The 20904-nt window shown below is 72.3% G+C and carries 19 protein-coding genes; 8 read left to right on the top strand and 11 right to left on the bottom strand.

Annotated features, from left to right (window positions below; translation table 11 throughout):
• Positions 1-14: 14 nt before the first annotated feature.
• From ACZ7LK_RS07940 to ACZ7LK_RS07930, 3 genes are all read left to right on the top strand, one after another.
• Positions 15-239: a hypothetical protein gene (locus tag ACZ7LK_RS07940; RefSeq protein WP_392272318.1), complete on the top strand. Its 225-nt coding sequence runs from the start codon at positions 15-17 to the stop codon at positions 237-239.
• Positions 232-1041, top strand: a complete 810-nt coding sequence (locus ACZ7LK_RS07935; protein WP_392272319.1) for a DUF2637 domain-containing protein — start codon at positions 232-234, stop codon at positions 1039-1041. The genes ACZ7LK_RS07940 and ACZ7LK_RS07935 overlap by 8 nt, the downstream gene beginning before the upstream one ends.
• A gap of 100 nt (positions 1042-1141) precedes the next feature.
• Positions 1142-1384 (top strand): hypothetical protein, encoded by a 243-nt coding sequence (locus tag ACZ7LK_RS07930; protein ID WP_392272320.1) that lies wholly within the window; start codon positions 1142-1144, stop codon positions 1382-1384.
• A gap of 23 nt (positions 1385-1407) precedes the next feature.
• On the opposite strand, the gene mptB is transcribed toward ACZ7LK_RS07930, so the two are convergent.
• The 3 genes from mptB to ACZ7LK_RS07915 all read right to left on the bottom strand — a co-directional run bounded on the left by mptB (position 1408) and on the right by ACZ7LK_RS07915 (position 4718).
• Complete coding sequence (mptB, locus tag ACZ7LK_RS07925; RefSeq protein WP_392272321.1) at positions 1408-2895, bottom strand: polyprenol phosphomannose-dependent alpha 1,6 mannosyltransferase MptB; 1488 nt, start codon at positions 2893-2895, stop codon at positions 1408-1410.
• A 37-nt stretch (positions 2896-2932) separates the two neighbouring features.
• Positions 2933-3787, bottom strand: a complete 855-nt coding sequence (locus ACZ7LK_RS07920; RefSeq protein WP_392272322.1) for a trypsin-like serine peptidase — start codon at positions 3785-3787, stop codon at positions 2933-2935.
• A gap of 151 nt (positions 3788-3938) precedes the next feature.
• Complete coding sequence (locus ACZ7LK_RS07915) at positions 3939-4718, bottom strand: SDR family NAD(P)-dependent oxidoreductase (RefSeq protein ID WP_471138989.1); 780 nt, start codon at positions 4716-4718, stop codon at positions 3939-3941.
• Between the two features lie 108 nt (positions 4719-4826).
• Between ACZ7LK_RS07915 and ACZ7LK_RS07910 the strand changes: the two genes are divergently transcribed.
• Together ACZ7LK_RS07910 and ACZ7LK_RS07905 are read left to right on the top strand one after the other, a co-directional pair.
• On the top strand, positions 4827-6038 hold the full coding sequence (locus ACZ7LK_RS07910) for a pyridoxal phosphate-dependent aminotransferase (protein ID WP_392272324.1): 1212 nt from the start codon (positions 4827-4829) through the stop codon (positions 6036-6038).
• A gap of 68 nt (positions 6039-6106) precedes the next feature.
• Positions 6107-6499 carry an SCO4983 family protein gene (locus tag ACZ7LK_RS07905; RefSeq protein ID WP_469464699.1) on the top strand — a complete coding sequence of 131 codons (393 nt, stop codon included), beginning with the start codon at positions 6107-6109 and terminating at the stop codon, positions 6497-6499.
• Positions 6500-6681: 182 nt separating this feature from the next.
• On the opposite strand, the gene ACZ7LK_RS07900 is transcribed toward ACZ7LK_RS07905, so the two are convergent.
• A complete protein-coding gene (locus ACZ7LK_RS07900; protein ID WP_392272326.1) occupies positions 6682-8508 on the bottom strand; it encodes a phosphoenolpyruvate carboxykinase (GTP) in 1827 nt (608 codons plus the stop codon).
• 205 nt (positions 8509-8713) lie between these two features.
• Between ACZ7LK_RS07900 and trhA the strand changes: the two genes are divergently transcribed.
• Positions 8714-9391, top strand: a complete 678-nt coding sequence (gene trhA, locus ACZ7LK_RS07895; protein WP_392272327.1) for a PAQR family membrane homeostasis protein TrhA — start codon at positions 8714-8716, stop codon at positions 9389-9391.
• An 81-nt stretch (positions 9392-9472) separates the two neighbouring features.
• On the opposite strand, the gene ACZ7LK_RS07890 is transcribed toward trhA, so the two are convergent.
• The 7 genes from ACZ7LK_RS07890 to mca all read right to left on the bottom strand — a co-directional run bounded on the left by ACZ7LK_RS07890 (position 9473) and on the right by mca (position 19631).
• Complete coding sequence (locus tag ACZ7LK_RS07890) at positions 9473-11932, bottom strand: galactose oxidase-like domain-containing protein (protein ID WP_392272328.1); 2460 nt, start codon at positions 11930-11932, stop codon at positions 9473-9475.
• The gene (locus ACZ7LK_RS07885; RefSeq protein ID WP_392272329.1) at positions 11929-13122 is read right to left on the bottom strand and encodes a glycosyltransferase family 2 protein; all 1194 of its coding nucleotides are present in this window, start codon (positions 13120-13122) and stop codon (positions 11929-11931) included. The genes ACZ7LK_RS07890 and ACZ7LK_RS07885 overlap by 4 nt, the downstream gene beginning before the upstream one ends.
• Positions 13119-14750, bottom strand: a complete 1632-nt coding sequence (locus tag ACZ7LK_RS07880) for an ArnT family glycosyltransferase (protein WP_469464703.1) — start codon at positions 14748-14750, stop codon at positions 13119-13121. The genes ACZ7LK_RS07885 and ACZ7LK_RS07880 overlap by 4 nt, the downstream gene beginning before the upstream one ends.
• A complete protein-coding gene (locus ACZ7LK_RS07875; RefSeq protein WP_471138982.1) occupies positions 14747-16003 on the bottom strand; it encodes a glycosyltransferase in 1257 nt (418 codons plus the stop codon). Before ACZ7LK_RS07875 ends, ACZ7LK_RS07880 begins: the two co-directional genes overlap by 4 nt.
• Positions 16004-16275: 272 nt before the next feature.
• The gene (locus tag ACZ7LK_RS07870; protein WP_471138979.1) at positions 16276-18309 is read right to left on the bottom strand and encodes a thioredoxin domain-containing protein; all 2034 of its coding nucleotides are present in this window, start codon (positions 18307-18309) and stop codon (positions 16276-16278) included.
• Positions 18310-18511: 202 nt separating this feature from the next.
• Positions 18512-18757: a hypothetical protein gene (locus ACZ7LK_RS07865; protein ID WP_392272333.1), complete on the bottom strand. Its 246-nt coding sequence runs from the start codon at positions 18755-18757 to the stop codon at positions 18512-18514.
• The gene (gene mca / locus ACZ7LK_RS07860) at positions 18750-19631 is read right to left on the bottom strand and encodes a mycothiol conjugate amidase Mca (RefSeq protein WP_392272334.1); all 882 of its coding nucleotides are present in this window, start codon (positions 19629-19631) and stop codon (positions 18750-18752) included. Before mca ends, ACZ7LK_RS07865 begins: the two co-directional genes overlap by 8 nt.
• 97 nt (positions 19632-19728) lie before the next feature.
• On the opposite strand from mca, the gene ACZ7LK_RS07855 reads away from it, so the two are divergent.
• Together ACZ7LK_RS07855 and greA are read left to right on the top strand one after the other, a co-directional pair.
• A complete protein-coding gene (locus ACZ7LK_RS07855) occupies positions 19729-20130 on the top strand; it encodes a DUF4307 domain-containing protein (RefSeq protein ID WP_392272335.1) in 402 nt (133 codons plus the stop codon).
• Between the two features lie 178 nt (positions 20131-20308).
• Complete coding sequence (gene greA, locus ACZ7LK_RS07850; RefSeq protein WP_392272336.1) at positions 20309-20806, top strand: transcription elongation factor GreA; 498 nt, start codon at positions 20309-20311, stop codon at positions 20804-20806.
• The last annotated feature ends 98 nt before the right edge of the window (positions 20807-20904 follow it).

Here is a 20904-nt window from a genome sequence, read left to right as displayed (position 1 = left end):
ACAGTTCCGTCGCCATGGGCGACTTCCTGTTCATCCCGGCGTCGTCCCCCGTCGAGGGCATCAACGGGACGCTGCGCGGACGCGGCGCGGTGATCGCCCTCACCTGGTCCGCGCCCGTGCTCCAGGAACTCGCCACCACGATCAACGACCTGGAGACGGCGTTCCGGGCGGCGTGGAGACGAGCGGGACTGCCCACCGGAGCGGGCAAAGGACGAGCGGGGTTCCACGAACATGCGTGAATACGGCATCGAGGACATGCTCGGCCCCCGCCCGCCCGCCTACGTCCCCGCGCACGACCCGCTCGGGCACGATCCGCTCGGGCTGCATCCGCTCGGGCACGATCCGCTCGGGCTGGACCCCTCGGCGGACGTGCAGCACGGGGCGTGGGACCCGGCCGAGGAGCTCGCCTTCCTCCTCCAGGAGGCCATGGAGGCGGACCGGGGCCCGGTACCGGAGCAACAGCTCCCGCCGGACGCGACGGACTTCCCCCTCGACCACGACGGCCTGACGACCCTCGCGAACATGACCGCCGACCTGCCGCCGGTGCGCTCCCCCGGCCACCACGGGCGGCGCAGGACCCGGCCGCCGTCCCTCACCTGGGCCCGCGTCGGCAGTTTCCTGCTCGCCGTGCTGTCGGTGGGGCTGGTGTCCATGGTCAGCGTGTTCAGCGGCATCATCGCCTACGACCCGCTGCGGCACATCGCCGAAGCCCACTCGCCCGCCAGGACGGTCAACTGGTGGCCCCTCCTCGTCTACGGCCCGTGGGCGGTGGCGTCCCTGTCCGTGCTGCGCGCCGCCCTGCACCGGCGCCGCGCCGCGCATTCCTGGTCGGTCGTCCTGCTCTTCTCCTTCATGGGGATGCTGCTGTGCGTGGCCCAGGCCCCCGGGAACTACACGGGCATGGCCGCGGCGGCGCTGCCGACCGTGGCGTCCCTGGCGTGCTTCCACCAACTGGTGCGTTTCATCACCCTCACCCGCCCACCCCGCAAGACGAAGCCGCGGCACCGGATCCTCGACCGGACACGTCCCGCTCCCCGGTGATCACTTTTCCAGCGACAAGATCCACTGTGCAAGATTCCTCACCCTTGCGGATGAACACCACCCGGAAAGTCATCTCATCACCTGAAAGGGCGCATGCCCCATGAACGCGGTCTTCTGGCTGGTCCTGGCCTGTGCCTCGGTCTGTTCCACCGCTCCGGCGTTCGCCGTGTCGATGCGGACCGGGATGTCCCGGCTCGACGCCCGGGAACTGCGCCGCCGTCAGCTCCTCATCCGCGTCCTCCAGACCCGGCAGCGCGCCGGGGCCGCCGGTACGGACGCCTTCGGAGCCCCGGGCGAGCCCGGCGTGCCGGCGGCGGGCGGCGCGGTCCGGCGTACGCCCTAGGCGTGCCTCCGTGGGCGCTCGTCCTAGGGGGTGCCTCCCTGGGCGCCCGCCCGGTCCGGCTCCGCCGCGCGGGACACCGGCGTCCGGCTCCCGCCCGGCGCGGCGGCCGCCTCCCGGCGGAGCGCCAGGGCGGTGACCAGGCAGGCGACGGCCGCCAGGGCGAAGCCGTACGCCGGCGTGCGGCCCGAGGGCGCCGTCTCGTACACCAGCGCGGCGGACAGCACCGCCAGGATCCGGCCCGCCCGTCCCTCCCAGGCGCTCGCCGCCACCACGGTGGTGCCCCACAGCAGGTACCAGGGCTGGACCATCGGCGACAGCGCCACCAGGGCGACGAGGGACAGACCCAGCGCGTGCACCGGGTCGACGCGGCCGCGGACGGCCCGCCACGCCAGGTGGACGATGAGCGCCAGGGCCACCGCCAGGCCGAGGCGCTGGACGGCCGCCTTGACCGGGTCGGGATCGCCGCCCAGCAGCGGGCGCAGCAGCTCGCCGAGACCGAGCCCGAGGTCGCTGGTGACCGACAGCGCGGTGTGGATCGTCCCGGCGACGCTCTGCGTCCGCAGCCAGCCGAAGCCGGTGCCCGCGGCCAGCGTCGCCCCCACGGCCACCGCCCCGGCGACCAGCCCCGGCCCCAGCAGGCCCGTGACGATCCGGTGGCGGGTCGCCGCACGGCCCGCCATGACACCGATGAACAGCAGCGCCACGGCGGCCGGGGACTTGACCATCACCGCGAGCCCGACGACCGCGCTGCCCGCGATCCACCGTCCGCGCCGGGCCAGGACCACGCCCGTCAGCATGAGGGCGATCATCAGCCCGTCGTTGTGCATGCCGCCGACCACGTGCATCAGCAGCAGCGGGTTGAGCGCCCCCAGCCACAGGGCCCCGCGCTCGCCGTCCGCCGCGCTCCCGGCGCCCTCCCCGCGCTCCCGTCCGAGACGGCGCAGCGCCCGGACGATCAGGACCAGCGCGACCACGGCGATCAGCCGCATCCCGAGCACGGCCGGCACGATCGTCCCGCCGCCCGTCAGCCGGGTCACCGCCTGCGCCAGCACCAGGAAGACCGGCCCGTACGGAGCCGGCGTGTCCGTCCAGTGCCGGCCGACGCTCGCGGCCGCGTCCCCGCCGGGACCGTGCGGATCCAGGACGGAGGGCCCGGCGCCGTACACGTCGTGGCCCTCCAGCACCATGGCGCCCTGCGCGACGTAGCTGTACACGTCGGCGCTGTACAGGGGCGGGGCGAGGAGCATCGGGGCGGTCCACCAGCCGAGCGTCACCAGGGTGTGGCGTACGGACGCCCCGGCCCTGCCGTAGCCCCACCAGGCGGCGACGAGCAGCGTCAGGCCGAGGTAGGCCAGGACGGAGGCCGCCACCGTGACCCCGGGCCCGTGGGGGACCCAGATCCCCCACGGGTCGCGGGTCGGCAGCGTTCCGGCGGCCCAGCCGCCCGCGGCCACCGCGGCCGACCCGGCCGCGCCCAGCCGGCGGTACCCGTCAGCGCTCATTGCCCACATGACCCGTCAACCTATCGGGCGGGTCCGGGGCGCCCCGCTACGGCTTCGGCAGGACGCACCCCGGCCGGCCGAGGTCGATCTTGTTGCCGATGCCGACGCAGGCCACGATCCCGTACGTCTGCTGGGCGTAGTTGATGCCCGGGCGGACGGTGACGGTGCCGTTCTCGTCCACCTCGCACGGGTTGTTCATGGTGCAGCGCTGCCCGTCCTCGTTCCCGGTGTTGTTCACCGCGACGACCTTGCCGGTGGCGGAGTCGATCACGGGCGACCCGGAGGTGCCGCCGATCGTGTCGCAGGCGGCGGTGTACCGGACGGAGTCCTTCATCGTCCAGCCGGCCTCCTTCAGCCGGTACGCGAAGCCGTCGATGGAGCAGCTGTAGATCCGCTTCCAGTAGCCCGAGACGACCTTGATGGCCGTGCCCTGCGCGGGCCTGGTCGCGTTCAGCTCCAGCGCCCTGATGCCGTAGCGGCCCTGGATCTGGGCGTACGTGCTGCTCAGCTCGTACAGCGAGACGTCGGTGTCGGTCATGGTCGCGTACGCGATCCTGGTGGCGCGCAGGGTGGCGACGCGGGTGCCGGCGGAGTTGAGCAGGCCGAACGACCGGGTGGAGGGCTTGTCGACGACGACCGTGCCGGGTCCGGGCATCCCGCTCTCCAGGCAGTGCCCGTTCGACAGCACGAGCGCGGGGTCGGTGGCCTGCGAGCCCGGCACGCGGACCAGGGATCCGGAACAGTTGCTGAGCGCGACGGTGCCGGCGAAGTCGACGGCGGCGGCCTTGACGGGCGCCGGGACCGCCGTAGGCGCCGGGGCTGTCGGGGCTGCGGCGGCGGAGGTGGCGCCGGCTCCGAGGAGCGCGAGCGCGAGCAGCGCACCGACGAGAGGCTTGCGCATGTGGGGGGTTCCTCTCCGGGGATGACGTTTGTCATGCGCATTCTGAGCCCCGGTCCGCCGCCGGCAGGAGACCCTTTCCAGCCGCGCCCCCAGCCCGTCGCGGGCGATCGTTCCGCCGGGGCGGTGCGCCGCACCGGTGCGCGGGGCGCGGTCAGTCGTCCGCGAGGGTGTCCAGGAACGCGCTGTTGACCGCCATCAGCCCCCCGTCCACCCGCAGCGTCGTCCCCGTGATCCACGCCGCGTCGGTCGAGGCCAGGAAGGCGACCGCCGCCGCGACGTCCTCCGGCTCACCCACCCGGCCCAACGGGTAGACCCGGTCCGCCAGCGCGGCCAGCTCGCGCTCGCGGCCTTCCCAGGCGCGGGTGCGGATCGTGCCGGGGTTGACCTGGTTGACGCGGACGCCCCGCGGCGCGGCGTCGGCGGCGAGCGTACGGGTGAGCGAGGTCAGGGCGGCCTTCGCGGCGCTGTACGCGTGGCCGCCGAAGGCCTGCTCGGCGTTGACCGAGCCGATGTTCACGATCGCGCCGCGCCCGGACGCCGCCAGCGGCCCCAGCGCCGCCCGGGCGCACCGGAGCGCGCCGACGAGGGTGACGTCCAGGGACCGCCGCCAGGTCTCGTCGGCCTCGTCCTCGAAGCGGGGCGCGTCCGGGGTGCGGGCGAAGGCGTTGTTGACCAGCACGTCCAGCCGGCCGAACGCCTCGACGGCGTGCGCCACCGCCGCCTCGACGGCCGCGCGGTCGGCCACGTCGCACCCGTGCGCCACCGCCCCGGGGATCGTCCCGGCCACCTCGCGGGCGGGTTCCTCGTCGAGGTCCACGACCAGCACCCGGGCGCCCTCGGCGCCGAACCGGCGCGCGGTGGCCGCGCCGATCCCGCGCGCCGCCCCGGTGATCAGTACGCCGTACCCGTCGAAACGTCCCCGCACGTCCATCCGGCGATGATCCCGCCCGGGCGGGGGGCGATCAAGGACGCCCTCCGCCGGGGGCGAAGTGGCACAAAACACGAGGCGCCCCACCCGCCACCGCCGTAAGCTCGCGACATGCAGGTGATCCAGTCCACGAAGCTCGCCAACGTCTGTTACGAAATCCGGGGCCCGGTGCTCGAGGAGGCGATGCGGCTGGAGGCTGCGGGTCACCGGATCCTGAAGCTGAACACCGGCAACCCCGCCGCCTTCGGCTTCGAGTGCCCGCCCGCGATCCTGGAGGACATGCTCCGCAACCTCGGCGAGTCGCACGGCTACGGCGACGCGAAGGGGCTGCTGTCCGCGCGGCGGGCGGTGATGAGCCACTACGAGACCCGGGGCATTCCGCTCTCGGTCGAGGACATCTATCTGGGCAACGGCGTCTCCGAGCTGATCCAGATGGCGATGCAGGCGCTGCTCGACGACGGCGACGAGGTCCTCGTACCGGCGCCGGACTACCCGCTGTGGACGGCGTCGGTGTCCCTGGCGGGCGGTACGGCGGTGCACTACCGCTGCGACGAGCAGGCCGACTGGATGCCGGACCTCGCCGACATCGAGCGGAAGATCACCGACCGCACCAAGGCCATCGTCATCATCAACCCGAACAATCCGACGGGTGCGGTGTACGACGACGAGATGCTGCGCGGGCTGACCGAGATCGCCCGGCGGCACGACCTGGTGGTCTGCTCCGACGAGATCTACGACAAGATCCTCTACGACGGCGCCACGCACACCCCGACCGCCGCGATCGCCCCCGACCTGCTGGTGCTGACCTTCAACGGCATGTCGAAGAACTACCGGGTCGCCGGGTACCGCAGCGGCTGGCTGGCGGTGTGCGGTCCGAAGGCGCACGCCTCGTCGTACATCGAGGGGCTGACGATCCTCGCCAACATGCGGCTGTGCGCCAACATGCCGGCCCAGCACGCGATCGCCGCCGCGCTCCAGGGGCGCCAGTCGATAGAGGCGCTGGTGCAGCCGGGCGGCCGGCTGCTGGAGCAGCGGGACGTGGCGTACGAGCTGCTGGTGCAGATCCCCGGCGTGACGTGCGTGAAGCCGAAGGGCGCCCTGTACCTGTTCCCGCGGCTCGACCCGGACGTCTACAAGATCAAGGACGACCGGCAGATGGTGCTGGACCTGCTGCGGGCCGAGAAGATCATGGTGGTGCACGGGACGGGCTTCAACTGGCACGAGCCGGACCACTTCCGGATCGTCACGCTGCCCAACGCCGCCGATCTGGCGGACGCGGTGACGCGGATCGGGAATTTCCTGGACGGGTACGGCCAGCACTGACCCAGCTCAACTTTAGACTGGATCCAAGGTAGGATGGTCTCCTGTCCGAGAGCAGGAGGCCGTCCACCATGTACGAACCGATCCGCGCCAAGTCGGTCCACCGGATGGCCGACGACGCCCCGGACCGCATCCCGCACCGCTCCCGCGAGGAGGAGCTGGACATCCAGCTCGCCGGGCACCTCGCCGCGCTGCTCGCCGTCACCGACGAGATCGGCGACGACGTGGCGGCGGACCGCATCGCCCAGCAGGTCGCCCGGCTGCGCGGCGCGCCGCCCGCCCGGCACGCGGGCCTCACCGGCTCCGCCCCGGCGGACCTGCACCGCCGCGCCCACGCCCTCGCGGGCCGCGCCCTGGTCGTCGCCGCCTCCCGGGCCGACACGGCCGCCGCGATCCTGGCCGCCGAGCGCATGGACGCCCACACCGCCGCACTGGCGCGGTTCCGCCCGGTCGGCGCCCCCTGAACGGCCCCGGTCCGCGCCCGGGGAGGGAGCGGACCGGGTGCCACCCACCACCGCGAGGGTCCACATGGGTCGGCCCCCGAAGCCTGAGGGGACTTCGGGGGCCGATCGCATCGTGCCGGGTCATTCGTGAACCCACAGGTCAGGGCGGATGTCGGGCTGACCCGCCACGACGTCCATCGGGGTCAGCCCAGGCGCTCGACCAGCGCGCGGTGCTCGTCCCACAGCTCCTTGGGCGTGTGGTCACCGAAGGTGTTGAGGTGCTCGGGGACCAGGGCGGCCTCCTCGCGCCAGATCTCCGTGTCGACCTTCAGCAGGAAGTCCAGGTCCTCGTCGGGCAGGTCCAGGCCCTCGGTGTCCAGCGCCTCGCGCGTCGGCAGGATGCCGATGGGGGTCTCGACGCCCTCGGCCTTGCCCTCCAGGCGCTCCACGATCCACTTCAGGACACGGCTGTTCTCGCCGAAGCCGGGCCAGACGAACGCGCCCTCGTCGTTCTTGCGGAACCAGTTGACGTAGTAGATCTTCGGCAGCTTGGACTGGTCCGGCGCGTTCTTGCCGACCTTGATCCAGTGAGCCATGTAGTCGCCCATGTTGTAGCCGCAGAACGGCAGCATGGCGAACGGGTCGCGGCGCAGCTCGCCGACCTTGCCCTCGGCGGCGGCGGTCTTCTCGGAGGCGACGTTGGCGCCGAGGAAGACGCCGTGCTGCCAGTCGAAGGACTCGGTGACCAGCGGGACGGCGCTGGCGCGGCGGCCACCGAAGAGGATCGCGGAGATCGGCACGCCCTTGGGGTCCTCCCACTCGGGCGCGATGATCGGGCACTGCGAGGCGGGCACGGTGAAGCGGGCGTTGGGGTGGGCGGCCGGGGTCCCGGACTCCGGCGTCCAGTCGTTGCCCTTCCAGTCGGTGAGGTGGGCCGGGGTCTCCTCCGTCATGCCCTCCCACCAGACGTCGTTGTCGTCGGTGAGGGCGACGTTGGTGAAGACCGAGTTGCCCCACAGCGTCTTCATCGCGTTGGCGTTGGTGTGCTCACCGGTGCCGGGCGCGACGCCGAAGAAGCCCGCCTCGGGGTTGATCGCGTACAGCCGGCCGTCCTCGCCGAACCGCATCCAGGCGATGTCGTCGCCGATCGTCTCGACGGTCCAGCCGGAGATCGTGGGCTCCAGCATCGCGAGGTTGGTCTTGCCGCACGCGGACGGGAAGGCGGCGGCCACGTACGTCGACTCGCCCTGCGGCGGGGTGAGCTTGAGGATCAGCATGTGCTCGGCGAGCCAGCCCTCGTCGCGGGCCATGACGGACGCGATGCGCAGGGCGTAGCACTTCTTGCCGAGAAGGGCGTTGCCGCCGTACCCGGAGCCGTAGGACCAGATCTCGCGGGTCTCGGGGAAGTGCGAGATGTACTTGGTGGAGTTGCAGGGCCACGGGACGTCCTGCTCGCCCTCGGCGAGCGGAGCGCCGAGGGTGTGCACGGCCTTGACGAAGAACCCGTCGGTGCCCAGCTCGTCCAGGACGGCCTGGCCCATGCGGGTCATGGTGCGCATGGAGACGGCGACGTACGCGGAGTCGGTGATCTCGACGCCGATGGCGGAGAGCGGCGACCCGACGGGGCCCATGCAGAAGGGCACGACGTACATCGTGCGGCCCTTCATGGAGCCGCGGAAGATGCCCTTCTCACCGGCGAAGATCTCCTTCATCTCCGCCGGGGCCTTCCAGTGGTTGGTCGGCCCGGCGTCCTCCTCCTTCTCGGAGCAGATGAAGGTGCGGTCCTCGACGCGCGCGACGTCGGTCGGGTCGGAGGCGGCGTAGTACGAGTTCGGACGCTTGACCGGGTCGAGCTTGCGGAACGTGCCCTTGGCGACGAGCTCCTCGCACAGGCGCTCGTACTCCGCCTCTGAACCGTCGCACCAGACCACGGCGTCCGGCTGCGTGATGGCTGCGATCTCGTCGACCCAGGAGATCAGCTCCTGGTGGTTGGTGGGGACGGTGGTGGGAGCCGCATTACCGCGCGCCACGATTGCTCCTTGTCGAGGGGTTTTGGGTTGTCTGCCCCGTGGGGGCTGCGACCCGGATGCTTCACATGGATCTCTTGGCGCTCATCCGGTGCCGACCGCACTCATCTGATCATCCGTGCCTTGTGCGCATATGTCCAGAGGGTCTCTCACGTGAGCATGGCCACTCACCGCCGGAACCCGCGAACGCGTCGGTAGCATTCCGGACATGACTGCAGGCCCCCCCGAAGTGACCGAGATCGAACCTCCGCCGGTGAAACCGAGGCTGCGCGGCTGGCTGCACGCGGGCATGTTCCCCCCGGCCCTCGTCGCCGGCATCGTTCTCACCGCGCTCGCCGATTCCACCCGGGCCCGCGTCGCCTGCGGCGTCTACGCCTTCACCGCCTGCCTGCTCTTCGGGGTGAGCGCCCTCTACCACCGCGGCGACTGGGGTCCGCGCGCCACGGCGGTGCTGCGCCGGCTCGACCACGCCAATATCTTCCTCATCATCGCGGGCACCTATACCCCGCTGACCCTGCTCCTGCTCCCCGACTCCACCGGGCGGGTGCTCCTGTGGGCGGTCTGGGCCGCCGCGGTGGCGGGGATCGCCTTCCGGGTGTTCTGGGTCGGCGCCCCGCGCTGGCTCTACACCCCGTGCTACATCGCGATGGGCTGGGCGGCCGTGTTCTTCCTGCCCGACTTCATGCGGGCGGGCGGCGTCGCCGTGCTGGTCCTGGTGGTCGTCGGCGGAGTCCTCTACAGCCTGGGCGGCGTGGTGTACGGGCTCAAGCGCCCGGACCCGTCGCCGCGCTGGTTCGGCTTCCACGAGGTCTTCCACTCCCTCACCCTCGCGGCGTTCATCGCCCACTACGTGGGCATCTCCCTGGTCGCCTACCGGCACGCCTGACCCGCCCGGCACCAAAACGGCCGTGACGCCCCGCGCCACGGCCGTCGGTCGTGCTCCGTGCGCACCGCACGTGAGGCACCGTCAGGGACGGCTCCGGTCCCTGGGCGCGGCCCCGGCGCGCGTGTCCCCCGGCCCGCAGGCGGTGCCGTCCCGGTCGGGGTCGAGCCGCAGCGGATCGTCCGCGCCGTTGAGCCGCAGCCGTCCGTAGTCGTGGTCCGCCAGCCAGGCGCAGCGGGCCCCGGTCGTCGCCTTCACCTCCTTCGGGAACACCGTCGGCACGCACACCCCGGCCGCGCCGTAGTGCCGGTCGCACCCGGCGATCCGCGGGCTGACCGGGACGGAGTCCCGCTTCTTCAGCGGCTTCCGCGGGGCGGCGGCGAGGCTGCCGGCGAAGTCGTGCACGTGCGCCGAGCGCTCCGCCTCGGCCGCCATCGCGGCCGGCCCGCCCAGGTGCACCCATGCGGCGACGGACGGGATGCCGTGGGCGTCCACCGCGAACAGCATGTACCAGCCGGGCGGGGCCAGGTTGGGGTTGGCGGTGACGTTCAGGTCGACCGTCCGGTCGTCGACCACCGACAGCGGCAGGTCCACGAACCGCTGGTTGGGGTCGGAGGAGTGGGTGACGGCGGCCGGGCGGATCAGCTCGGCCCTGGCGATCGGCCGGTCGACGGTGACGCGCTGGGTGTCGCCGTAGTTCCACCTCCCGTCGATCACGGAAGTGATCCTCGGGCGGGGGCCCTTGAGCAGGTACGGGGGCGTGTAGACCGACACGTCGTGGTTGTAGGTGCCGTTGCCCGGGTTGTCGCCGACCGCCATGACCCGGCCGTCGGGCAGCAGGAACGCGGAGGAGTGGTAGGTGCGCGGCACCGGGTCGGCGGCCAGACCCGGCTCGTAGGTGTTGGTGACCGGGTCGAAGAACGACGCCTCGTACACCGGGTCGGCCCGGTCGTGCAGGCCGCCGCCGGTCTCCAGGACCTTGCCGTCCGGCAGCAGCACCGCCGAGACGAACATCTTGCCCTCGTCGCCGGTCTGCGGCCGCTTGCCCTGCCCCTGGTCGACCAGGCCCTGCGGGAGCGGCGGGCCCGCCACGTACCCCGGGTTCGGCTGCTTGAGGTCGATGATGTCGGTGAGGCGGTTGGCGGCGGGGTTGCGCTCGTTGTTGCCGCCGCCGATGGTCAGCACCCGCTGGTCCTGGGCGGGCGGCAGCAGGACGCTCGCCGACTCGTCCCGCTCGTCCTTGTTCCGCAGGCCCGGTACGTCGGTGACGGTGTTGGCGTCGTAGTCGTAGATCGAGGCGCCCGTGCCCGGGGTGCCGTTGCCGAAGGTGTGACTGCCGGAGTAGAACAGCCGCCCGTCCTGCATCAGGATCATCGACGGGTACAGGCCCCAGTAGGACCAGGTCTGGTTGACCTCGTTCATCGGCAGCCACTTGTGCTGCGCGGCGGAGAACTTCTCCGCCGTCACATTGCCGGTGGAGTCCTCCTTCAGACCGCCGAAGGAGATCACGTCACCGTTGCCGAGGATCGTCGCCGACGGGTACCAGTGCCCGTCGTGCATGTCGTTGGTCCTGGTGTACGTCTCGGTCGCCGGGTCGAAGACGTACGAGTCCTTCAGGCCCTGGTAGCCGATCCTCCCGTCGGCGGACGGGTAGCCCTTGTTGCCGCTCATGACCAGCACCCGGCCGTCGGAGAGCTGGACGTGGCCGGCGCAGAACATGTCGGCGGGCGTGGGGACGGTGCGGAAGGAGCCGTTCGCCGGGTCGTACACGGCGGAGGTGAACGTGCCGGCCTTGAACAGCTCCGGGTCGTTGCCGGAGCCGGCGATCAGCAGCACCTTGCCGTTGTGCAGCACGACGGAGTGCATGGACCGGACCGGGTTCCTGGTCGGCAGCACGTCCCACCGGCCCTTGGCGCACTCCTCGGCGGTGCCGGTGCACACCGGGTCGGGCGCGGGCGCGGCGACCTCCTCCATCACGTAGTCGTCGGTGGTGACGCTGCCGGTGCCGAAGACGGACACGCCCCAGGCGATCCGGTCGGTGCCGGGCGGTACGGCGGGGGTGCGCACCTCGGCGCGGGTGTAGGCGGCGGCGAGCGGCAGGGTCTTGAGGTCGGTCCAGTACTGCCAGCCGGCGGCCGTGTCGTGCCGGAACAGCGTGATCGCCGCGTCGGGCGTGGTCGACCGGTACCAGAGGGACAGGTCGTACTGCCGCTCCGCGGCGACGGTGGGGGCGCAGGCGGCCGACTCGGTGATGAGCGCCTTGCGGTCGCCGTCGACCCGGCGGGTCAGCTCGACCTTCATGGCGGCGGTGCCGGAGTGGGCGTCGCCGGTGGTGGTGAACGTGAAGTCGTTGTCGCCCCACCCGGACCGGGACCAGCAGTCGGGCATGCCGTCGTGGCCGGTGCCGGGGGTCTCGAAGCCGGGATTCCTGATGAGGTTGGTCCCGGCGGCGGCCGGGGGCTGGGCGGCCAGGAGCAGCCCTGCGGTGAGGGCGCCGATGGCCGGCAGGGCCGCCGGGCGGCGCCGGCGCGGGGTCCGTTTCACCGGGGTTTCCTTCCTGTACGGGCGGTACGGGCGGCCGTACGCGCCCCGCGGGGCAGGTAGACCAGGGCCTCGGTGCCGGCGAACCGCAGAACGAAGGTGGTCAGCAGCGCGAGGGCGGTGGCGGGCAGGGCGGCCATGTGGAGCTGCCCGACGAACAGGGCGATCAGGGGCAGGCGCAGCACGAGGTCGGCGTTGGCGAGGAGCGCGAAGCGCCCGAGGCGGTCGGCCCAGTGCCGGTGGTGGCGGCGGCCGCGGAACAGCAGCGCCTCGATGAGGAGGAAGTTCCAGGCGACGCCGAGCTGGTTGGCGAGGACCTCGGCGGTCAGGTAGTGCGTCCCGGCACCGGTGAGGACGTGCAGGGCGGCCAGGTTGGGGACGAAGCCGCTCAGGCCGATCAGTCCGAAGGCGGCCATGCGGGCGAGCGGGGACGCGGTGCGCAGTCCGACGAGGTGGCGCAGGAACCGCAGCCCCTCCCGGGCGGTGGACTTGGAGACGCCGGCGAACCGCTCCTCGAAGACGAACGGCACCTCGGCGACACGGGCCGGGCGGCACCGCACGGCCAGCTCCAGCAGGATCTTGTAGCCGAGCGGGCGCAGCGTCCGGGCGGTCACCGCGCCGCGCCGGACGGCGAAGAACCCGCTCATGGGGTCGCTGATGCCGCGCAGAGCGCGCGGGAAGAGCCCCTTGGTGAGCAGGGTCGCCCCGCGCGAGACGGCGACGCGGTACCCGCCGGCGAGTCCGGCGCGGCTCCCGCCGGGCAGGTAGCGGCTGGCGACGACGAGGTCGGCGTCCTCCTTCTCGCCGGTGGCGACGAGGTCGGGGACGAGGGCGGGCGGGTGTTGGAGGTCGGCGTCCATGACGACGATCCAGTCGGAGCCGGCGGCCTTCAGTCCGGCGACGACGGCACCGCCGAGGCCGCCGTCGGGGGTGTCGCGGTGGATGACGGAGACGGGGAAGGGGCAGTCGCGGGCGGCGTCGGCGATCACGGCGGGGGTGTCGTCGGTGGAGTCGTCCACGAAGACCACCTCGCAGGGCAGCCGGCCGGGTACGGACGCGGCGATGCGGCGCAGCAGCTCGCGGACGTTCGCCGACTCGTTGAAGGTGGGGACGACGACGGTGACGGCTCCCGGTTCGGGGATGTCACCGGTGACCGGGGCGACGTGCTCGGCGCCGGTGGGCTGGACGGTCACGGGGCCTCCGCTGTGGTGATCTTCCGGATCTCGATCCGTTCCTCGCCCTCGCCGAAGGTGGCGACGGGGGCCGAGTGCTCCAGCGCGGCCCTGACGGTGGGCAGGTCGCGCGCGTCGCGCCGTACGGTCGGGGAGGCGACGACGTAGTCCAGGTCCCGCCAGCCGCGGGGCAGGGTCTTCGTCACCGCCGGGTCGAGGTCCGCCTTGTAGAACCAGATGGCCCCGAGCCCCGGCCGGTACCCGGCGTGGACCAGGTCGAGCCAGAGCGCGTCGTCGGCCAGCACGCGCGCGTGCGCGGGGTCGGGGACCTCGCGGCCCAGCCAGGCGGCGGCGGCCCGGTAGGGGGCGTTGGCGTCGGCGGTCATGGCGGTGCGGTCGCCGTCGTACCAGCGCGGGAGGACGACCGCGGCGGCGGCGGCCGCCAGGAGGACGGCGGCCGCCCGGCGGGCCGGCAGCAGCGCGGGGGTGCGGCGGCCCTTGCGCAGTACGGCGTGGGCGACACTGGCGGCGCCGCCGGCCAGGACCAGGGCCAGGAAGGGCAGCGCCTGGATGACGTACATGGCCGGCAGGTATCCGGAGGGGCGCATCGCGACGAGTGCGAGGACGGCGACGGCCAGCGCGGGTCCGGCGAGTGCCCGGGCGGTGACCGACCACCGGAGGGTGAGCAGCAGCAGGGCGGCGCCGGCGAGGCCGCCGAGCGGCAGGACGCGGTCGTAGTAGAGCCAGGAGTCGAGGACCCCGTTGGAGCCGGTGCCGTCGGTCAGGATGAAGCCGGAGCCGGGGCGGCTCATCTGGTAGGTGATGCCGTCCCACAGGGAGACGTGTCCGTCGCCCGGCAGCAGTTCGCCCTTGAGGAGCGCGAACAGCGGGTAGGAGAGGCCGATCAGGGCGCAGGCGGTGACGGCGCCGGTGACGGCGAACTTGCGGGTGTCGCGGTGGCTGTGGCGCCACATGGTCATCAGCAGCGCCGGCAGGACGACGAGCATCGTCTCCTTGGTCAGGACAGCGGTGGCGGCGGCGACGCCGGCCCCGAAGTGGTGCCACAGGTGTCTGCTGGGCGAGGCGGCGAGGCAGAACGCCAGCAGCGTCCACATCACGGCCAGGTTGTCGAGGAAGATCTCCCGCTGGAGGACCACGGACAGCGGGGAGAGCCCGAACAGCGCCATGGCCAGGCCGGCGGCCCAGCGCGGCAGCCACAGCCGGCGGGCGAGGACGTACAGCATGACCGCGGAGGCGGCGCCGATCAGCAGCATCGCAAGCCGCATGGAGGCGACGGTCATCGACTCGGGCGCGATCAGCGACGGGATCCAGGTGAGGGCGGCGAGCTGCATCCAGCCGAGCGGCGGATGGTCGTACCAGTACGTGTAGTGGGCGAGGCCCCGGCCGTTCTGCACGGCCCAGGCCTGGGCGAGGTAGGTGCCCTCGTCGTCGCTGAGGGTGGGGTACTGCTGGATGTTCCAGCCCTGGACGAGCAGGATCACCACGAGCAGCGCACCGCACAGGACCAGGTCGGGGCGGGAGCCGCGGAAGCGGACGACGGGCCGGGTGACGAGCCGTCTCTTGTCGTGCGGGGCCGCCGTGGTGGCCGGCTCGGGGACCGCGGGTGCCGCGGGCAGGGTGGCGGTCATCGGGCGGCCCCCTCGCGGACGAGGTGGGCGCCCACGTGGCTGGTGAGCTCCCACTCGGTGCGCCCGCGCTGCTCGCGCCAGACCGCGCGGACCGCCGCGCCCGCGAGCAGCACCTGGTAGAAGGGCCCGCCGACGATGAGCTTCAGGTAGTGGACGAACCCGACCCGCAGCCCGTACTGCCGGCCGAAGTCGTGCAGCCCGACGATCTCGAAGACGAAGGTCACCATGGCCGTCAGCAGGGGGAGGAAGGTGATGACGGCGACGCCGATGGGGACGTCGAGGAAGAGCGCGACGGCCACGTTGAGCGGGATGACGACGCCGGTGAAGGCCTGCATGAACGGGGTCATGAGGGTGTACCGGGCGAGCATCCGCTGTCCGAGCGTGGGCAGTTGCCGCCAGTCCTTCTTGCGGTAGACCTGGAGGAAGCCCTGGTTCCAGCGGGTGCGCTGCTTGAGCAGGCTCATCAGGGTGCCGGGGGTCTCCTCGCGGGTGACCATGTCGGCGTCGTACGCGACGACGACCTTCTTGCCCGTGCTGGACAGCCGGACCCCCAGGTCGCAGTCCTCGGCAAGGCAGTCGGGGTCCCAGCCGCCGGCTTCGCGCAGGACGTCCGTACGGACGAAGACGGTGTTGCCGCCCAGCGGGATGAAGCCCTTGGCGGCGTGCAGGTGGAGGCGGGAGCGGAACCAGAAGAAGTACTCCAGGCAGTTGCGCAGGGAGTACCAGCTCGAATGGAAGTTGATGAGCTGGACGCCGCCCTGGACGACGTCGGCGCCGGTGGCGGTGAAGGCGTGGTCCACGTGGGCCAGCAGCTCGGGGTGGACCTGGTCCTCGGCGTCGAAGACCCCGACGACGTCGCCCCGGCAGTGCGGCAGCGCGGTGTTGAGCGCCTTGGGCTTGTTCTTCGCCTCGTGCGTGTCGACGACGACGCGTACGCGGCCGGGGTCGCGGGCCGCGGCCCGCTCGGCGACCTCGGTGGTCTCCGGGTCGTCGTGGCCGACGATCACGATGATCTCGAAGTCCCGGTGGCCGGACTCCAGCAGCCGGTCGATGGTGTGTTCCAGGACGAGCTGTTCGTGGCGGGCCGGCAGCAGCAGCGAGAACGACAGGCCCTGCAGCCCGTCCGGACGCTCGAAGCGGGTGGCCGCGAGCGTCTCGGGCGTGCGCCAGGCGTGCATCTGCCACCACAGCGTGAAGGCGGCCATCCAGAAGAGCGCCATCGATATGGCGGCGACGGACACGGAAATGAGCACGGAAAGGTTCCCCCCTCCGACCACGCCGCGACGGCCGCAGGTGCGCGCTCCGGTGACCCCACCGGTCGTGCGCCGCCGCAGTACGGTCGTTCCCCAAGAGACATGTCAGGGGCGAGTCGCGGCAGGACCCCCCTGGCCGTCGACGCCCTCGTACGACGTCCGCACGCGTCCTCCCCAGAACGTGTGCGCCGTCTCCACTCCTTATGTCCGACGAGGATAGAGGCAGAGGGTGACAGTCAGGAGCCGTCCGGCGAAAAACTGTGTTTCCAGGCTCAGTTGGTGAGCTTGCGGGTCAAATCGGCGGGGTCCGTGGTAGGCGCGTCGCAGGTGAAGTGGCGGCAGACGTACGCGGCGGGCCGCCCGTCGACCAGGGGGCGGTCCCTGAGCAGCGGGAACTCCCCGTCCTCGACGTCCGGTCCGCCGAAGGCGACGACGGCACCGGGCGCGGTGCCCAGCAGGGCCGCCCGGTGCAGGGCGCGGGCGGCCGCGTCGTCCGGGCGGCCGGTCACGGCGACCTCGCGCGGCCCGTCGAGGAGCGCCTCGGCGACGGCGAGGCCCCACCCGATGAAGCGGGGCGCGCGCGGCCCGAGGGCCTTGACCACGCCCAGGGCCGCCTCGGCCGCGGTGCGGTGGGCCTCGGAGCCGGTGTGGGCGGCGTACGACAGCAGGGCCCCGGCGGCGGCGGTCCACCCGGAGGGGGCGGCGTTGTCGGTGGGGTCCTGGGGGCGGCGGATGAGCTGTTCGGCGTCGTGCGCGGTGTCGTACAGCGCCCCGTCCTCGCCGGTGAACCGGTCGAGCACCAGGTCCAGGAGGAATCCGGCGAACTCCAGCCACACGCCCTCGCCGGTGACGGACGCCAGCGCCAGGAACCCCTCGGCGACGTCCGCGTAGTCCTCCAGCACCCCGGCGTTGGCCCCGGCCCGCCCCTCCCGGGACGTGCGGGTGAGCCGCGCCCCGGGGTCCATGTGCAGCCGGACCAGCAGGTCGGCGGCCTCCGTGGCCCGGTCGACCAGGTCGGGGCGGTCGAAGTAGGCGCCGGTCTCGGCGAGCGCGGCGATCGCCAGCCCGTTCCAGGCGGCGACGATCTTGTCGTCCCGGCCGGGGCGGGGGCGCTCCTCGCGGGCGGCGAGCAGCCGCCGCCGGATCCCCTCCAGCCGTTCGGCGTCGGCCACCCCGGCGTCCTGCGGCAGTCGCAGCACCGAGGCCCCCTCCTCGAATTTGCCCTCCTGGGTGACCCCGTAGTGCCGGGCGGCGTACGCGGCGTCCTCCTCGCCGAGCACGGCGCGGAGCTGCCCGGGCGTCCACACGTAGAAGGCGCCCTCCACATGCCGGCCGGTGCCGTCGTCCGAGTCGGCGTCGAGCGCGGAGGCGAAACCGCCCTCGGCGGTGCGCAGCTCCCGCACCATGAAGTCGGCGGTCTCCAGGGCCACCCGGCGGGCCAGGTCGCTGCCGGTGACCCGCCACAGGTGGGCGTACACCCGGCACAGCAGGGCGTTGTCGTACAGCATCTTCTCGAAGTGCGGCACGACCCACTCGCGGTCCACCGAGTAGCGGGCGAAGCCGCCGCCGAGCTGGTCGTAGATGCCGCCCCTGGCCATCGCCTCGCACGTGTCGGCGGCCATCTGGAGGGCGCCCTCGGCGCCGGTGCGGGCGTAGTGGCGCAGCAGGAACTCGATGACCATGGACGGCGGGAACTTCGGCGCGCCGCCGAATCCCCCGTGCCGGTCGTCGTAGTCGCGGGTGAGTCCGAGGAGGGCCTGCGCGAGCTCCTGCTCGCCGGGCGCGCCGGACCCGCCGAGGGCCAGGGAGCGTCCCGCGAGCTCCCGCACGATGTTCCCCGCGACCTCGTCGACCTCCTCGCGCCGGTCGGCCCAGGCGACCGCGACGCCCTGGAGGACCTGGGGGAAGGACGGCATGCCGTGGCGGGGCGCGGGCGGGAAGTACGTACCGAAGTAGAACGGCTCGGCGTCGGGCGTCAGGAACACCGTCATGGGCCAGCCGCCGTGGCCGGTGGCCGCCTGGACGGCCTCCATGTAGACGGCGTCGACGTCGGGCCGCTCCTCGCGGTCGACCTTGACCGGGACGAAGTGCTCGTTGACGTACTCGGCGGTGGTGGCGTCCTCGAACGACTCGTGGGCCATGACGTGGCACCAGTGGCAGGAGCTGTACCCGACGCTCAGCAGCACCGGCACGTCGCGGCGCCGGGCCTCCTCGAACGCCTCGCCCGACCAGGGCCACCAGTCGACCGGGTTGTCGGCGTGCTGGAGGAGGTAGGGGGACGTCTCATGGGCCAGTCGGTTCGCCATACCACCCATCCTGCCGGATGCGCGTACCCGGCGCCTCGGGCGTCCGGGGCCGGGGCGCCGGGGCCGCCGGCGGGCCGCCGGGGCGGGCGGGCCCCGGCGCCCGCACGGTAACGGCACCTGCCGGGCGCGCCGCGGCTCCCCGAGCGCCTGGGGCGGTCAGGGAGCCGGGGCTGGCGGGGCCGGCCCGCGGCGGCCGGCGCGCCTAGCGGGCGGCCTGGCCCGGGGCCGGGTCGGCGCCCGCGGCGGGGGCCGGGGCCTCGGGGGCTTCCTCGAAGTCGACCTTGCCCATGTGGCGGTTCATCGACTTCATCAGCAGCCATACGCCCGCGGCCATGACCGCGAAGACGAGGAAACCGAGGACGCCGGGGGTCACCTTGTTCTCGTCGAGCTCCTGGGCCGCGAGCGGGACGAGCTGGGTCAGTGCCTGGTGTGCGCTCATGTCAGGCATTGTCGCGGATGCCCGCGAAGAGGTCGTCCTCGGGGAGGGAGGTGTCCACCACGGACTTGGCCAGCTCGTAGTCCTCCGTCGGCCAGACCTCCTTCTGGATCTCCATCGGCACGTGGAACCAGCCGCCGTCCGGGTCGATCTGCGTGGCGTGGGCGATCAGCGCCTTGTCGCGGATCTCGAAGAAGTCGGCGCACGGCACGTGCGTGGTCAGCGTCCGCTCGGCGCGCTGGAACTCCTTCCAGCGCTCCAGCCACTCGCCGTACGGGGACTCCAGGCCACGGGCCAGCAGCGCCTCGTGCAGGGCGACGGTGCGCGGCCGGTTGAAGCCCTGGTTGTAGTAGACCTTGGACGGCTGCCAGACGGGTCCGAACTCCGACTCCGGGTACTTCTCGGCGTCCGTCGCCCCCTCGAAGGCCACCATCGTGATCTTGTGGGTCATGATGTGGTCGGGGTGCGGGTAGCCGCCGTTCTCGTCGTACGTGGTGATGACCTGCGGCCGGAAGGCGCGGATCGACCGCACCAGTCGGCCGGCGGCCTTGTCGACGTCCTCCAGGGCGAAGCAGCCCTGCGGCAGCGGCGGCAGCGGGTCGCCCTCGGGCAGGCCGGAGTCGACGAAACCGAGCCACTCCTGCCGTACGCCGAGGATCTCGCGGGCCTCGTCCATCTCCTTGCGGCGTACCTCGTGGATGTTCTCCTCGATGTACGCGTCACCCTGGAGCTTCGGGTTGAGGATGGAGCCGCGCTCGCCACCGGTGCAGGTCACGACCAGCACGTCCACCCCCTCGGACACATACTTGGCCATCGTCGCCGCGCCCTTGCTCGACTCGTCGTCGGGGTGGGCGTGAACGGCCATCAGTCGCAGCTGCTCAGTCAAGACTCGATCCTCAATGATTTGTCACATCGGCCGGCTTCTATAGTGACGGAATCGGCAGGCGGAAAATTCCGCCGTTCGGCCGAGGAGAGGAACGATCATGAGCGCGGTACGGGAAGGACTGCCCGAGGGCCGGTACGGCCGCTCGGCGGACGAGCGTGCCGACCGCAAGCTCAAGGTCGTCGGCTCCGTGCTCGGCGTGGTGCTGCTGGCCGTGGTCGGCTGGTTCGGGTACGACTACGTCGCCGGCCAGAGGATCAGCGCGGAGCTGATCAAGTTCGACGTCCCGGACGACGACCGGGTCCTGGTGCACCTGGAGGTGCGCAAGGACAGGGACGCCAAGGGCTCCTGCACCCTGCGCGCCCTCTCCCGGGACGGTGCCGAGGTCGGCCACAAGGACGCCCGCTTCGACCGGGCCGACGACCGGATCGACGAGGTCGTCACCGTGCGGACGACGGCCCGGGCGACCAGCGCCGAGCTGCTCGGCTGCACCGAGGGGTAGACGCGCCCCACGCCCGTTCCGTGTCCCCGTCGTGACCAGCGCGGACACAGATTCCGTGGCATTCGTCCTCCCCCTCGCCCCGCGAAATTGTTAGGCTCGTGGTTTCGCCCATCCAGGAAGGCACAATCCTTCTGGGTAGGGCGATGCTTTGTATTCCCAGTACCGACGAGGAGCACCTGTGACCCAGACCAGCGAAAACGTCACCTGGCTCACCCAGGAGGCGTACAACCAGCTCAGGGCCGAGCTGGAGTACCTGTCTGGTCCCGCGCGAACCGAGATCGCCGCCAAGATCGCGGCGGCGCGCGAGGAGGGCGACCTGCGCGAGAACGGCGGGTACCACGCGGCCAAGGAGGAGCAGGGCAAGCAGGAGCTGCGCGTGCGCCAGCTCACCCAGCTCCTGGAGCACGCGAAGGTGGGCGAGGCTCCCACGGAGAGCGGGGTCGTCGCGCCCGGCATGGTGGTCACGATCGCCTTCGACGGCGACGAGGACGACACCCTGACCTTCCTGCTCGCCTCGCGCGAGTACGCGAGCTCCGACATCGAGACGTACTCCCCGCAGTCGCCGCTCGGCTCGGGCGTCAACGGCAAGAAGGTCGGCGAGGACGCGGAGTACGAGCTGCCGAACGGCAAGAAGGCGTCGGTGACGATCCTCGACGCGAAGCCGTACTCGGGCTGACACGACCGGCACGCGGTCCCACCGGTACGGCCGGCGGGACCGACGGAGAAGGGCCGGGCCGCGCACCACGCGCGGCCCGGCCCTTCCCGCTGACCGGC

It is taken from the genome of Streptomyces sp. NPDC039423, assembly GCF_055598725.1.
Note: the sequence above shows the minus strand (reverse complement) of the source record. Positions and strands in the feature narration are given on the sequence as shown.

Excerpts from the sequence above, each read along its gene's own strand:
- ACZ7LK_RS07905 (WP_469464699.1), top strand. The coding sequence starts at position 6,107 with ATGTACGAACCGATCCGCGCCAAGTCGGTCCACCGGATGGCCGACGAC.
- ACZ7LK_RS07855 (WP_392272335.1), top strand. The coding sequence starts at position 19,729 with ATGAGCGCGGTACGGGAAGGACTGCCCGAGGGCCGGTACGGCCGCTCG.
- ACZ7LK_RS07935 (WP_392272319.1), top strand. The coding sequence starts at position 232 with ATGCGTGAATACGGCATCGAGGACATGCTCGGCCCCCGCCCGCCCGCC.
- trhA (WP_392272327.1), top strand. The coding sequence starts at position 8,714 with ATGACTGCAGGCCCCCCCGAAGTGACCGAGATCGAACCTCCGCCGGTG.
- mptB (WP_392272321.1), bottom strand. The coding sequence starts at position 2,895 with ATGTGGGCAATGAGCGCTGACGGGTACCGCCGGCTGGGCGCGGCCGGG.
- ACZ7LK_RS07940 (WP_392272318.1), top strand. The coding sequence starts at position 15 with ATGGGCGACTTCCTGTTCATCCCGGCGTCGTCCCCCGTCGAGGGCATC.
- ACZ7LK_RS07920 (WP_392272322.1), bottom strand. The coding sequence starts at position 3,787 with ATGCGCAAGCCTCTCGTCGGTGCGCTGCTCGCGCTCGCGCTCCTCGGA.
- ACZ7LK_RS07880 (WP_469464703.1), bottom strand. The coding sequence starts at position 14,750 with ATGACCGCCACCCTGCCCGCGGCACCCGCGGTCCCCGAGCCGGCCACC.
- ACZ7LK_RS07910 (WP_392272324.1), top strand. The coding sequence starts at position 4,827 with ATGCAGGTGATCCAGTCCACGAAGCTCGCCAACGTCTGTTACGAAATC.
- ACZ7LK_RS07930 (WP_392272320.1), top strand. The coding sequence starts at position 1,142 with ATGAACGCGGTCTTCTGGCTGGTCCTGGCCTGTGCCTCGGTCTGTTCC.
- ACZ7LK_RS07870 (WP_471138979.1), bottom strand. The coding sequence starts at position 18,309 with ATGGCGAACCGACTGGCCCATGAGACGTCCCCCTACCTCCTCCAGCAC.
- ACZ7LK_RS07915 (WP_471138989.1), bottom strand. The coding sequence starts at position 4,718 with ATGGACGTGCGGGGACGTTTCGACGGGTACGGCGTACTGATCACCGGG.
- ACZ7LK_RS07865 (WP_392272333.1), bottom strand. The coding sequence starts at position 18,757 with ATGCCTGACATGAGCGCACACCAGGCACTGACCCAGCTCGTCCCGCTC.